Here is a 13,491-nt window from a genome sequence, read left to right on the forward strand (position 1 = left end):
CCATCAGCAGCCCATACTGGTGCTAACATTGTAGTAGCGGTTGTTCCTCTTTTAACATCGAAAGTGATTAATGCTTGATCAGCAGCGCTGATAGCGGTGTTGAATGAAACTGTTAATGTTGTTGCGCTTGTTGCTTCAACTCCAGTTACATTAGTAACCATTACAAGAGCATCAATCGCTGCGTTAATAGCCGCTGTCGCTGCATCAACTTCCGCTTGTGTATTAGCATCAGTTACAACATTATCTGTTAATGCTGTTTGAAGAGCTGTCCAGCTATCAGCTGTGTAATCAGCTTCAGTCAAAGCTGCTGCTGCTGCTACTGCTGCGTTGTAAGCTGTCAAGTCAGATTTTTCTGTTACAATCTTAACTTCTAAAGCTTCAAGTCTTAAGAAAGAACCAACGGTTCCCAGTTGTTGTCCATCTTCAAACCATGCGGTATCACCGATGTTTTGGATATGGCCTTTGTACTGTACAGAGTAACCCTGTACGGCATTGCCTTCATCATCGACTAAATTAATTTCAATCGCTTCGATTTGTTGGCTTTTGCCTTCAGTTCCGGCAAATGCGCCGTTTTCAACTGGAGCCATCCAGCCCACATTTTGCACATGAACTCTGTATTGGATATTAACGTTTTCTGGTTGATTCGATAATTGAATCCAGAATCCTTCCAATCTCAGGCTTTGGCCTACTGTACCTAATTGATTAGGTCCTTGAATCCAGGTTCCATCCAGTGGGAAATTCCCAACATTTTGGATATGTCCCCGATATTCAACTCCAACTGCTTCTGTTTCAGCTGTTGTTGCGTTTCCACTGAATAATCCTAAAAACGAATCCCAGGCTGATACTTCTTCATTAGCCGCGAATACGCTTGAGGAGAATACCATGGATAGCATTAACAATGTTGTTAAAATGCTAACTGTAATCTTCTTCATACTTTGTTTCCTCCGTTGTTAAAATTTTGGGTTTTTTTTATCCGGAAGTTTCAGCAATAACTGTGACATTAATCGCCTGAAAATTCCAGAGCTTAATCTTGCTCCATATTTAATTGTCTAAATTTACGTTCGAACTGTCCCTCTTTCCTCCTTCCTAATTTTTAGCTATGCAAACCATCATCTTCGCTTGAAAAGTCCGGTTTGCCAATACAGTCAAACGGTAAACCTAGAAAGAGCGTTCTTTTATGATTCTACACCTTCTTATGATGTTTTGCAATAAATATCGTTGTTTTTTTGAATAAAAATCGTGATTTTTACATTACAAAACCGAAATAATAATGTGTTTAGCTCACATCTTTGACACATTCTAATATTTCAGAATAACAATATATCCAATACTTTCAATTTTGACCAAATCAACTGCACGACGCTGGATAAACCGGTGGTATTGCTCTTTTCTGCGATGACAGCGATCAGCTCCTTTCAGATTCAACCTGGTATTAACGTTTTTTACCTATACAATGGGTTAACGCCCGGAGTGGCGGTTTTATTGCATGGGGTTTTGGTTTTTTTTATTTTTTTATTGCGCTGCCCGGTCATGACATCGGTTCTTCAGTGGGTTCTTCTGCCGGAGCTTCTTCAGGCTCTATCGGTTCGGTTGGGTTTTTCTCTTCACTTAAGGGCTTTTTCTCTTCGTCAACGGCTTCGGTTTCTTTTTCCGGCGGGGTGATCACCGATTCCTCGGGAATGACTGGTGCTTCACCGCTATCCTCCGGCGTTTCGCTGACGACGGGGTCACTCACTTCGGGTTCCTTCGCTTTGCCATTGGCATTAACGGTTGTTTCCGTGGCGGGTTCCGGGATCGTGATCTCGGGATCATCTGCAATTGGTGTTACGGGACTGCTGATGTCCTTGGTTTCTTTTTCCGGTTCATCGACGGTAATCACATTGGTGAGATCCACGGATTTTTCTTTGGAGACAGCCAGCAAATCGGTCAGTGACAAGGAAGCCAGGGTTTCCATGGTCAGCGATTTGTCGGCGACAACCAATTCCTTCATTACATTGAGTTTGCCGGTGGAGACATTATACTGCTCCGCCTCGGTGACGGCCTGACTATCCGGGATCACCGATTGCCGGACCACGGTGGCGCTGACGTTTTCAGCGGTGGCCGAGTCTTTAATCACCTGATTCAGGGATGCGGCCAGATCGTCGGCCTTCGCCGCGTTCTGATTTTGCACTGTGACCATCACCACGCTCTTATTCTCGTCCAGGTTACCGTTTTTAATCATGGCGGTGATAATCACCCCCACCGAATCTTCCAGGCTGGACTGATCGAGATGCTCCTCATCAAGCAGCTTCTGGACCTCCTGATCAAAGGCTTTAACTGACAGGATCTGTTTGTGCTTGTTGGTAACAATTTCGACACTCTGATTGGCATCAAGGGCAATGATGTTCTCGGGTGATTTAAACTCGGCGAACCAGGTGGTCACACAGACCAGCATCACCAGAGCGCCGGCAACGGCCATGGAAATGGGCTTAAAGTATCGCTGCCTTTTTTCCTGCTGCTGGGCGGGAGTCGGCTGTTGCCGGGTAATGTAGTCGTGCCCGGTCATTTTGACTACCGGCAGCGCAGCCAGTTTTTCAAAATCGAGACCGGGAGCCTGGCTGATGCTGCGGGACAGCGACGCTTCGATATTCAATTTTGGTTGATTGCTCATTATAACACCTCCTCTTCGATGAGATATTTTTTCAGTTTTTTCAGTCCGCGATGATATTTAGATAAAACGGTGGATAGCTTCATATCCAGATTTTTGGCAATTTCCCGGTGGGTAAAACCGGAAATAGCATGTAAAAGAATGATTTCGGTTTCTTCGCTGCTGAGAATTTTCAGCGCGGTCTGGAGCACCAGTCGATCTTCGGAATCGGTGACGTAGGAAAAATTCAGGTCATTTTCGATGTCCGTTATTTCGGTACTGTCATTTTTTTGTTTATTACGGATTTTGCTGATGGACAGATTCCGGGCAATGGTAAAGACCCAGGCCATCGGTTTACCCATGGGTTGGTAGAGATGGGCCGCCGCCCTGATCTTCAGATAGGTGTCCTGGACGACGTCCAGGGTGTCATCATGATTCTTTAAGGTTGATAAAACAAAGGCGTAGACGGTTCGCTCCGTCAGGCGGTAAAATTCCTCGAAGGCTGCCATATCGTTTGCAGCAATCCGGGCGAATAGGGCTTCATCGATATTCAGTTTTTGTTTTTCGTTGCTGCCTGTGTTATCCAATACCACCATCGAAAGGAATAGCTTCATCAGGTTTAACCCCCAACATTATATTAACGTTTTATAATAACGTTTTATTGCATTGATTTTTTGTTTTTTTTACGTACAGGCTATTATCTGTTATAAAAGCGAAAAAAGCAAGATGTGGCATCGTGTGTGCCAGAATTTTTTTGGTTTTTTTATTTTGCGCGTTTGCGCGAGTTGTCTTCTTTAATATTATAACACAGGGGCGCTGTCAAATTAGCTTTTTTATGGTTTCTTAAGATAAAGGGCAGGGGTGGTTGTAACTTACTGAGATGCCCTATCCTTGCGGGTGAATTTTTATCCCCGGGGTGCCAAGGTTTATAGGTGACTTTTTTTCGGCGACGTGATAGAATGTAAATATTATGGGAATATAAATATTATCACATTTTCTTATGTACACGATATCAGAAATTACTTAGATGATGTCTTAAGGATAATTTTTTTTATGAAGGAGTTTTAAAATGGAGAAAAAATTAAGCTACACCGTCGATGAGCTCATTGATTTACATGTCTTGCAACAGTTTCAGGATAGTTTTGCCAAAGCATTGGGAATGGCCAGTCTTTCTGTAGATAACGTTAAAGGGCCCATTACCGAGCCCAGTAATTTCACTGATTTCTGCATGAAATACACCCGGGGCTCCAGCGAGGGAAGCAAACGCTGTACCGCCTGTGATATCGAAGGCGGCAAGAAATCGGGAAATACCGGTAAGCCGGCGGTTTATTCTTGTCACGCCGGGCTGGTAGATTTCGCGGCCCCAATTGTGGTCGACGGGGTGCAAATCGGGGCGATCCTTGGCGGTCAGGTTCTTGATGCGCCCCCAGATGAGGATAAGTTCAGAAGAATTGCCCGGGAAATCGGTGTCAATGAGGATGAATATATTGCGGCGCTACGCAAAATAACCGTTGTCCCCCGGGAAAAAATCAATGCGGCGGCAGATATGCTTTATGTTTTTGCCAACTCCATTTCGAAAATGGGTCACCACAACCGCTTACTGGTGCATGAGACCGAAAACTTCCAGGATATTTCGGAAAACATGTTTGAAAATATCCGCTCCGTCACAGATGTAGTCAATAATTTCTCAGTACAGATTGAATCCTTGATTAAGACATCGGATGAATTGCTGGAGTCTTCCACCATTTCCAAGAACAAGGTGAAAGAAACCGATTCGATTCTTAAATTTATCCGGGATGTGGCCACTCAGACCAATCTGCTGGGCTTAAATGCGGCCATTGAAGCCACCCGGGCCGGTGAATTTGGCCGGGGCTTTAACGTGGTGGCCGATGAGGTTCGGAAACTGGCGGTGATGAGTGTGGATTCGGCTAAAAAGATCGAGAGTATTCTTGACAGCATTGTGGTGAGTATGAACTCGGTGGAATCACAGGCGGCTAAGTCATACAAGATCATCGGCGAACATCAGGCGGCCATGGGTGAAATTAATGAAAAATTGACTTTGCTAAATGACATTTCGGATAAACTGAAGGTTGAGATTAATAATTTGAAGGCGAATCTTTATTAAGGCATTGCAAGGCGGGGCAACCCGCCTTTTTTTATGTTCGGAATATGGCTATCGGGGACGTTAGATTTACAGCGATGCCCGGACGTGACAAGGGGACATTTCGCCTTTCATCCCGATGGGCTGACAGGCGTAACGTCCCCTTTTCACATCCTACCTTTTGTCATCTTTTTTGTTTCTGTTCCATTTAAATGGTGTGACACAATTTTGAGAAGGGAGTTTGAGCGATGGCATGAAAACAATTTTAGATGTGCTGCCGAAGGTTTTTGGGGTGCTGGGATCGGTGCTGGGTTTTCTCTTAGGTGGATTTGATGGGTATCTATATACCCTTTTGGCCTTTATCCTGATTGATTACCTCACTGGTGTTCTGGTGGCGGTGGCCCAGCGGCAGGTATCCAGTGAAATTGGCTTTGTTGGGATTCTGAAGAAAATGCTGATTCTGGTAATGGTAGTCATTGGTCATTTGCTGGATGAAAACCTGCTCGGTGGCGGTGCCACCATGCGGACAGCTGTGATTTTCTTTTACACGGCCAATGAAGGGATCAGTATTACTGAAAACCTGGGGTGTCTGGGGTTTCCAATTCCGGAAAAGTTAAAACGGGTTTTGGCACAGTTGGACGAGGAAGAATAAGAGGAGGAGGAAAACGCGATGTGTATGAATGATGAACAGATTACGGCGCATTTTAACCGACAGGAGTTTAAATGCTGTTGTGAGGGTCATTACTGTGACGGCTTTCCGGCGGAGATGAACCGGGAATTGGTGGGCCGGATGGAAGCTGTCCGGATGGTCCTGGGTGCGCCGATTATTGTGACCTCCGGGGTGCGATGCCCGATCCGGAATGAGGAGGTTGGGGGGATCATCTATTCCCGACATCTGGTTGGGGATGCGGCTGACTGCTATGCCCCGGGGATCTCGGTTTATGATCTGGCGGATGCGGCCATTGGGGCCGGACTGGGGGTGATTATTTATGAGGATGAGGGTTTTTGCCATTTAGAGATTTAGGATAAACAGCGATGCCCGGCCATGACATGGGGACATTTCGTATTTCATCCCTATCGGGCTGACATCTGTAACGTCCCCTTTTCATACCCTACCTATTTTTTATGGCATCTTTTTCTGGTTTATTCCATTTATTAGTATACCCGATGAAAGGAGGTACACACAATGCCAGTAACAACAGATTTTATCAGTAATAAGCTGCAGGTTCGTTCGAACTATGGGATGGTGGAAGGTAAGGAAGTGATTAAGTCCAAGACTTATGCTAACCTGAAAGAAACGGCCGTCGATGATGATATTTATGCTGTGGCTGAGGCGCTTGCGGGTTTGCAGGCACCTACCATGGAAGAAGTACTCAAAATTGAGACCACCCTATTGATTCCCGGTGTTTAACACACCTTAAACTTTGAAGAGAGGAGGTAAGAATTATGGCAGATATTAAAGCAACCATGGTCTTTCAACGGGCTGATGGTAAAAATGCGACCATTTCGGTGTCGGACGCTGATCCGGCAGTCACTCAGACTGAACTGAATACAGCAATGGATCTGATCCTGGCTAAAAACGTGTTTGCACCAGACAATATTGGGCTGGTGAAAAAGGTCAGTGGAAAGCTGATCAGCACCACAACTCAGGATTTTGAGATGACGGTTTAAGGGATTAAGCGGGGGTATCCCCGCTTTTTTATTTAAACATTTGTTCGCAAATGCTTGAAACCTGAATTTGATTGATGTATAATGATCAAAAGAACTGATGTTCTAAACTTGAAAGAGGTGACAATATGAAAAATAATGAAATGATTCTTTTGGTTCGCGGTGCCCGGCAGCGGGATCCCCAGTGTCAATTGGCTTTAATTGAACGCTTCAGACCTTTGATGCTTTCGATGATTCGTCGTTATGTTTATGAGACCGATGTTTTAGATGACTACTTGAGCGAAGCTGCCATTGTACTGCTCAACTCGGTAGAGACCTTTAATGAAGAGCTTGGGGTTCCCTTTTCCGGCTATTTGAAAAAAGAATTGTTTTATTATTTTGTCAATGTGGCCAAGGTTCACCAGAATTTCTGTTCTCTGGATTCAGCAACCGGAGACGATGATTCTTTTTCGTTGCTGGACACCCTGTGTGATGCTGCTGACATTGAGGGCGATTATCTCCGGGCCGAGGATTTATCGGCTTTGCAGCGGTATCTGCCCCAGCTCCGGGAACGGCAGCGCTGGATTATTGAGGAGCATTATGCAAAAAACCGAAGTTTTCGGGAGATTGCTGCAAGCATTGGAGTCAGCGCCAATAGCCTGGTGAAGCTCCATCGCCGGGCGATTGCCGATTTGCGTACGTTTTTTGGCTTGGATCTGGTGAATTAATTTCGTTTGAGATCTTCGGCGATCTGGTTGAGTTTTTTGAGGCGGTGATAAACGCCGGACTTGCCAACAGGGGGATCCAGGCGTTCGCCCAGTTCTTTGATGCTGGCATCCGGATAGTTTAAACGGAGTTCGGCAATGTCATAGAGGTTGCGTGGCAAGTTTGCCAGGCCCAGTTGCTTTTTGATCAGCATGATATCGGCGACCTGATCATAGGAAGCAGCAATGGTTTTATTGAGATTGGCAGTTTCGCAATTGACCTGACGGTTGACATCGTTGCGCACCTCTTTAACAATCCGGATGTTTTCCATTTCCAGCAGGCCCCGGTGGGCGCCAATAACACTGAGAAAGTCGGCCACTGAGGCCCCTTCTTTGAGATATAACACCCAATGGGCCTTGCGATGGATCAGGTTCGACTTGATCTCGTACTGATCGAGGATGGTTTTGATGCTTTGCAGGTAGGCACATTGTTCAGCTCCGGCCACCGGATTACGGTCACTTTGCTTTTCAATTTTTTTATTCGCTAAGGTCGTTTTCTTGCCGACCAGTTCCAAGTGGTAGGTTTTTTCGGGATTGGATACCGATCCGCAGCCCAGAAAGGCACCCCGGATATAGGCCTTGGTCTGGTTTTGCTGCTTTTTGAATTTCTCCGGCACCTGATTGGCAAAAAAGGCCTGGCCATCGGCGTTGTAGCTTAAAATCTGACAGTCTTCCAAAATTATTTTTGCTGTCCACGGTTCTTCAACTACCACCCGGTAGGCCCGGTGTTCTTTGAATTTTCGGGTTTTTTCGATTTTTATTTTTGGTTTAATCAGATACAGCGTTTTGATCAGCTGGTAGCAGCGGGCGGCCACGGCAGGGTTTTCGGTTTTGACGCTGATGGTCATGGCGCCGGCTTCATTGATGGTGATGGTGGCTATGGCACCAATCATCCCCGACAGTTCGGCCCGCTGACAGGCTTTGGAGCCGAAGGGAAGCTTGGCTAAATCTTTTTTTAGGATGGCTGAAAATGTCATGGCGGCTCCTTTCTTTGGATGCGGGCGAGGGTCTGACCCCTTGGTCATCACGGATCGCCCCTACGGGATGCCCGGAGATGACTTGGGCCTTATTTGACGTAGGTTTCGAAGATGCGGCGGGCCAGGAGGTCGGCGTCGTGACGAACAAAGCCGTTTTCCATGACGACGTAGTCGTCCAGGATATACTCGTATTGTTCGATTGGATTTTTAATCCCTACCACGGTGGCTTCGCATTTTTTATACTTCTCTTCGATACTCTTTGGCAGACTGCCGGTATTGGCCACCACATAATCAAAGAGTCTGCCTTCCGCCTGATCCAGATGATCCTCGATGGCCCGGATATGATCTTCCTGGGTGTAACCGTCGGTTTCACCGGGTTGGGTCATGATATTACAGATGTAAAAACGTCTGGCGCGACTGTCGAAAATAGCTCTGGCCACATCCTTAACCAGCAGATTGGGAATCACACTGGTATAAAGACTACCGGGACCAAGGACAATCATATCGGCATTTTTAATGGCTTCAACGGTTTCTGGCAGCGGGCGAATGTCATCCTGTTTTAAAAAAATCTGAGTGATGGGACTCTGCTGCTCCAGGGCAGCCCTGGGAATGGCTGATTCACCTTCGATAATTTCGCCATTTTTCAGGGTTGCCATCAGTACCATCTGGGACAGAGTGACCGGCAGCACTTCCCCTTTGATCTGCAATACATCCGAGGTGCGCCGGACGGCGTCGTAAAAATCGTGGCTGATACCATTCATGGCGGCCAGAAACAGGTTTCCGAAGCTCTGCCCTTCCATGGGGCCAACCGGAAATCGATAATTAAAAAGCTCCTGCATCACGTTTTCGTCGTCAGCCAGGGCCAGGATACAGCTGCGGATATCGCCGGGGGGGAGGATACCCAGCTCTTCTCGCAGTTTTCCGGAGCCGCCGCCGTCATCGCCGACGGTTACGATGGCGGTGAGATTGTCGGTATACTTTTTTAAGCCCCGGAGGATCACCGATAAACCAGTGCCCCCGCCAATGGCAACGACCTTGGGATTTCTCACTTTGACAATATCTTTCAAGGTAAACTCCCTTATGTATTCTTTCATATCCATGAGATCACATCCTTTATAATTGTTCTAGTGGTCGAGGCGGTTTCTTTTGATGTCCCGGTGTTTGAGGGTGGTTTCGTAGCCTTTTTCTTTTAGGGCTTTGTTTAACAGCAAGGCAAAGGTCACCGATCGATGCTGGCCGCCGGTGCAGCCAATGGCAATTTCAACCGTGTTTTTGGAAACCTTGGCAAATTGGGGAATGACAAATTCCATTAAATCATGCAGTTTGTCATAAAAGATCTGGGCTTCCCGAAAGGACATGACGTAGTCTCTGACTGGCTGATCTTCGCCGGTTAAATTCCGCAGTTCCTGTTTATAGAAGGGGTTGGGCAGAAACCGGACATCAAAAACAAAGTCTGCTCCCATGGGGCTGGCATATTTGAATCCGAATGAATAAATTTTCACTTTTGGTTTGGTATGATCCCGATCGATCTCAACTATTTTTTCGAGCTGTTCTTTGAGTTCACTGACCTTTATATCTGAGGTGTCAATGACCTCATCGGCCATTTCTCTCAAATGTACCAGACTTTTTCGTTCCTGCCGGATGGCTTCGATCAGATTGCTGGCGGAATCGGTCAACGGATGATCACGCCGGGTTTCCTGATACCGGGATACCAGTACCTCGTCTCTGGTATCTAAAAAGATCAGCTTGGTATCATCTTTTGTGGCCTTGTATTCGGCCAGAGGTGTATCTTGACCATCAAAGAATACATCTCCCCGGACATCCGTTACCAGGGCTATTTTTTCAATTTCGGTGGCGGATTGCTGACAGAGGTTGATGAAAGTCACAATCAGCTGGGGGGGAATGTTATCAACACAGAAATAGCCCAGATCTTCAAGGATTTGAATGGCCTGGGATTTTCCGGCTCCGGACATGCCGGTGATGATGATGATTTTCATGGAATTCTCCTTTTTTTATTCGGTGATATTGATAATGCGGGTGATGGGGATGCCGGATGCTTTGATGGTTGCCGGAGTGTTGCGCATATCGCCGAGGGCGTAGATGCTGTGGGCGTCGCTATTGATGGCGAAACTGACTGGATATTTCATGGCGACTTTTATTTCGTCGGCGCTTAAATGATCGTGGCGGGGATTGATTTCCAAAATCACGCCGTATTCAGCGGCGGCTTTTGCCACAGGTTCAATATTAATCGGCATTTTATCCCCGGGATGGGTGATCAGCTTGATGTCGTTGCGTTCCATCATTTTGATATAGGTCCGGGTATTCATCGCCACCACCTGTTTCCTGAGAAAGGGCAGCACCCGGGCGGCATAATTGGGAATGGCAAAAACAAAGATATCTTTGATACTGGCGGGAATATAACCATAGTGGTATCCGGCTGAGATCCAGTCGCAATATTTCTTTTCTTCGTCACCGATATCAATGTTGCCATCGGCTCCAGTAATGTTAGATTCCACCGAGAGATAGATGTCAATATCATCATATTTCTGATTAAGGGCATCAATTTCTGCCCGCATTTTGGCAAAGTTCTTTTTTTGAATCCCAAACATCGGATGGCTCCGGCCGTGGTCCGAAATGGTGATCGCTTTCAGACCGATTTTACGGCCCTGCTCGACCATTTCGGCGATGGTATTTTTACCATGACTATAGGTTGTATGGGTGTGCATATCATGTGTTATTTTCATGCTTGATTATTCGTTGCCGATGACGATGACTTCGGTTTTGAGATCAACGCCGAATTTTTCTTTAACCCCGGCCTGGATGGCGCCGATGAGATTTAATATGTCTGCGGCGGTGGCGCCACCTTTGTTAATCACGAAACCACTGTGTTTTTCGGACACCTGGGCGCCGCCAATGGCATAGCCTTTAAAACCGGCGTCTTGAACCAGTTTGCCGGCATAGTAGCCCACCGGTCGGCGAAAGGTGCTGCCGGCACTAGGGTATTCCAGCGGTTGTTTCGTCTGTCGCTGAGTATTCAGATTCAGCATTTTTGCGGCAATGGCCTGCTCATCGCCGTTTTTAAGCGCCAGTTCGACACTGACCAGGACCCAGTTATGTTGTTGCAGGATACTGGAGCGGTAACCAAAATCGCACACGTCGGCAGGGATGGTTTTCAGACTGCCATCTTCGGTGATGACGGTGATGCTGTTAATGATATGTTTCATTTCGCCATCGTAGGCGCCGGCGTTCATGGTGACGGCTCCGCCCAGGCTGCCGGGAATGCCGGAAGCAAATTCGAGGCCCGTGAGTTTTTCGTTCAGCGCCACATTTGCCAGATCTTTAAGGCTGATCCCTGGTTCGGCAATCAGGGTTTCCCCCACTGTTGCAACCTGATTAAGGGCTTTGGTATTGATGATAATGCCGCGATAACCTTTGTCCCGGACGATCAGGTTGCTGCCATTGCCCATAATATAGAGCGATTTCCCGGATTCTTTGCAGATTTCCAGAACTGCCTGCAATTCTTCCCGGGTCTGGGGCATTAAAAAAAGGTCTGCCGGACCCCCAACCTTGAAGGATGTATGGTTTTTCATGGGTTCATTCTCTTTTATATTTTCTGCAGCCATAACGGCTTGCAGTTTTTTGATGGTGTTATTCATATGATTACTTCCTGACTTTTTGTATTTAGATTAAGTTCATCATATCATTATTCATTAAGATTCGCCACAAAAAAAGACCCAAGACGGGTCTTTTTAAGAATCTTTTATTTGGCCAAAGCTGGGGATAAAAGTACTTATGATCATCACGGACCGCACCTCAACAAGGTTAATCTTTTCCGTTTCCCATCACTATTTGCTACACGACATGCAACTAAAACAAATCCGCATGTGTTCCCGTTCTATTAAAAACAAGGATCGTCCCACTTACTTGATAGATTAGTAACCAATCCGGTTGGATATGGCATGCACGATAGCCGACATAATTACCAAACAAACTATGGTCTCTATTTTTCTCGTTCAGCACCTCTCCGTTTTCAAGTGCCAACATTATTTCTTTAATCAATTGCATATTATACCCCCGTTTGATACAGAGTTTAAAGTCTTTTTTAAACTGACTGGTATAGTTTGCAAAATATTTCATAATCCCATTTCCTCAAAAAAACTCTCAACACTTTGATGTTCCACTGTTTGACTTCCAGCAATTATCTCGCTTGATTCCTTCATCGCCTGCAAGGTTATCTCATTTGGGCGGGGCATCTTAATCTCAAAAGGAAGACCACCGCTTAAAATCACTTGATTCAAAAAAATATTGATTGCATCCGAGGTGGTCAAACCCAATTGATTCAATAATATTTCTGCATTCATTTTCAAATCAGGATCGATTCGCATATGAATCGTACTCGTTTTAGCCATGTGATTCACCTCCATTTTCATCTCAATAGTAGCACATTCCAAATACATTTGCAACACAATTTCAATATCCACCCTATTCGGCGACAGCACAGAGGGTGGCGATGAAGACCTGGGCGGCTCCGGCTTCGAGGAGGGTGAGACTGGTTTCAGCCAGGGTGGCGCCGGTGGTGAGAACATCATCCACCAGCAGGATGGTTTTATTTTGGATGGTCTCAATGTGTTCAACATTGAATGCGCCGGTGAGATTGCAAAGCCGCTCTTCCCGGCCCTGACCAATCTGATGGGGAGTGTCCCGGCTGCGAATGAGGATATCTGTGGCCAACTCTGGAGCCCGGTGATTATTCTGGCTTAAACCTTCCCGGATGCCCTGAGCGATCTTTTCACTTTGATTATAGCCCCGTTCTGACTGGCGGTTGGAGTGCAGCGGGACCGGGATGATCAGATCCACACCGTTGACCCAGGGAAATCGGGCCATGTCCACCCCCATTTGAGTACCAACCCAAATGCCCAGGTGGGGGCGATCGTTAAATTTGATGGCATGGACCAGTTTTTTCCCGGAGTCTTTATAATTGAGATAAGCATAGCCACCGGAAAAAGGCAGATTGAGTTTGGCACAGGGAATGCAGACATGGCGATCGGCGTCAAAAATGGGACGGCCGCAGCGGATGCAGGTGGGGTTATTGATGATTGGCAAGTCATCTTCGCATTGATGGCATAAAAAACGGTCAGTGACAAAAAGCACCTTGCCGCAGATAGGACAGGTTCCGTTTTTAAGAAAAAGGTTATTTTCGAGAAAGGTCAGGAGGGTTTGTTTCAGGTTCATGATTACCTCACAATGGGGTGCGGGCGATCACGGATCGCCCCTGCAATAATGCATTACGTGTTCTTTTCCTATACTACTCGACCCGGGCATGCCCTGGGGACGCGAGGTCTTTCATCCCTATCGGGCTGATATCCGTATCGTCCC

Annotated in this window: 16 protein-coding genes and 1 pseudogene; 6 read left to right on the plus strand and 11 right to left on the minus strand. The window is 46.5% G+C overall.

Annotated features, from left to right (window positions below; translation table 11 throughout):
• The 3 genes and pseudogenes from ACEW8F_RS09035 to ACEW8F_RS09045 all read right to left on the minus strand — a co-directional run.
• A pseudogene (locus tag ACEW8F_RS09035) lies at nucleotides 1-932 on the minus strand (hypothetical protein); the annotation flags it as partial.
• A 596-nt stretch (nucleotides 933-1,528) separates the two neighbouring features.
• Entirely contained in the window at nucleotides 1,529-2,650 is a 1,122-nt protein-coding gene (locus ACEW8F_RS09040; RefSeq protein WP_373483148.1) for a hypothetical protein, read from the minus strand.
• On the minus strand, nucleotides 2,650-3,240 hold the full coding sequence (locus ACEW8F_RS09045; protein ID WP_373483149.1) for an RNA polymerase sigma factor: 591 nt from the start codon (nucleotides 3,238-3,240) through the stop codon (nucleotides 2,650-2,652). Before ACEW8F_RS09045 ends, ACEW8F_RS09040 begins: the two co-directional genes overlap by 1 nt.
• A 455-nt stretch (nucleotides 3,241-3,695) precedes the next feature.
• Between ACEW8F_RS09045 and ACEW8F_RS09050 the strand changes: the two genes are divergently transcribed.
• The 6 genes from ACEW8F_RS09050 to ACEW8F_RS09075 all read left to right on the plus strand — a co-directional run bounded on the left by ACEW8F_RS09050 (nucleotide 3,696) and on the right by ACEW8F_RS09075 (nucleotide 7,102).
• On the plus strand, nucleotides 3,696-4,751 hold the full coding sequence (locus ACEW8F_RS09050) for a PocR ligand-binding domain-containing protein (protein ID WP_373483150.1): 1,056 nt from the start codon (nucleotides 3,696-3,698) through the stop codon (nucleotides 4,749-4,751).
• Between the two features lie 229 nt (nucleotides 4,752-4,980).
• Nucleotides 4,981-5,379 (plus strand): holin family protein, encoded by a 399-nt coding sequence (locus ACEW8F_RS09055; protein ID WP_373483151.1) that lies wholly within the window; start codon nucleotides 4,981-4,983, stop codon nucleotides 5,377-5,379.
• Nucleotides 5,380-5,397: 18 nt separating this feature from the next.
• Entirely contained in the window at nucleotides 5,398-5,751 is a 354-nt protein-coding gene (locus tag ACEW8F_RS09060; RefSeq protein WP_373483152.1) for a D-Ala-D-Ala carboxypeptidase family metallohydrolase, read from the plus strand.
• Between the two features lie 162 nt (nucleotides 5,752-5,913).
• A complete protein-coding gene (locus tag ACEW8F_RS09065) occupies nucleotides 5,914-6,138 on the plus strand; it encodes a DUF1659 domain-containing protein (RefSeq protein ID WP_373483153.1) in 225 nt (74 codons plus the stop codon).
• A 35-nt stretch (nucleotides 6,139-6,173) separates the two neighbouring features.
• Nucleotides 6,174-6,398, plus strand: coding sequence for a DUF2922 domain-containing protein (locus ACEW8F_RS09070; protein WP_373483154.1), 225 nt, complete (start codon nucleotides 6,174-6,176; stop codon nucleotides 6,396-6,398).
• 125 nt (nucleotides 6,399-6,523) lie between these two features.
• Nucleotides 6,524-7,102, plus strand: a complete 579-nt coding sequence (locus ACEW8F_RS09075) for an RNA polymerase sigma factor (RefSeq protein ID WP_373483155.1) — start codon at nucleotides 6,524-6,526, stop codon at nucleotides 7,100-7,102.
• Here the strand turns inward: ACEW8F_RS09075 and whiA are convergent.
• The 8 genes from whiA to ACEW8F_RS09115 form a co-directional block, all read right to left on the minus strand.
• Nucleotides 7,099-8,115, minus strand: coding sequence for a DNA-binding protein WhiA (gene whiA / locus ACEW8F_RS09080; protein ID WP_373483156.1), 1,017 nt, complete (start codon nucleotides 8,113-8,115; stop codon nucleotides 7,099-7,101). The genes ACEW8F_RS09075 and whiA overlap by 4 nt on opposite strands.
• Nucleotides 8,116-8,204: 89 nt before the next feature.
• Complete coding sequence (gene yvcK, locus ACEW8F_RS09085; protein WP_373483157.1) at nucleotides 8,205-9,215, minus strand: uridine diphosphate-N-acetylglucosamine-binding protein YvcK; 1,011 nt, start codon at nucleotides 9,213-9,215, stop codon at nucleotides 8,205-8,207.
• 24 nt (nucleotides 9,216-9,239) lie between these two features.
• Complete coding sequence (gene rapZ / locus ACEW8F_RS09090) at nucleotides 9,240-10,112, minus strand: RNase adapter RapZ (protein ID WP_373483158.1); 873 nt, start codon at nucleotides 10,110-10,112, stop codon at nucleotides 9,240-9,242.
• Between the two features lie 15 nt (nucleotides 10,113-10,127).
• Nucleotides 10,128-10,859, minus strand: coding sequence for a PHP domain-containing protein (locus ACEW8F_RS09095; RefSeq protein ID WP_373483159.1), 732 nt, complete (start codon nucleotides 10,857-10,859; stop codon nucleotides 10,128-10,130).
• Between the two features lie 6 nt (nucleotides 10,860-10,865).
• Entirely contained in the window at nucleotides 10,866-11,771 is a 906-nt protein-coding gene (gene murB / locus ACEW8F_RS09100; protein WP_373483160.1) for a UDP-N-acetylmuramate dehydrogenase, read from the minus strand.
• A gap of 211 nt (nucleotides 11,772-11,982) precedes the next feature.
• On the minus strand, nucleotides 11,983-12,252 hold the full coding sequence (locus ACEW8F_RS09105; protein ID WP_373483161.1) for a type II toxin-antitoxin system YafQ family toxin: 270 nt from the start codon (nucleotides 12,250-12,252) through the stop codon (nucleotides 11,983-11,985).
• Nucleotides 12,249-12,524 carry a type II toxin-antitoxin system RelB/DinJ family antitoxin gene (locus ACEW8F_RS09110; RefSeq protein WP_373483162.1) on the minus strand — a complete coding sequence of 92 codons (276 nt, stop codon included), beginning with the start codon at nucleotides 12,522-12,524 and terminating at the stop codon, nucleotides 12,249-12,251. The genes ACEW8F_RS09105 and ACEW8F_RS09110 overlap by 4 nt, the downstream gene beginning before the upstream one ends.
• A 73-nt stretch (nucleotides 12,525-12,597) precedes the next feature.
• Nucleotides 12,598-13,347: a ComF family protein gene (locus tag ACEW8F_RS09115; RefSeq protein WP_373483163.1), complete on the minus strand. Its 750-nt coding sequence runs from the start codon at nucleotides 13,345-13,347 to the stop codon at nucleotides 12,598-12,600.
• Nucleotides 13,348-13,491 lie beyond the last annotated feature (144 nt).

Source organism: Acetobacterium sp. (assembly GCF_041752335.1).
Classification (GTDB): Bacteria; Bacillota; Clostridia; order Eubacteriales; family Eubacteriaceae; genus Acetobacterium.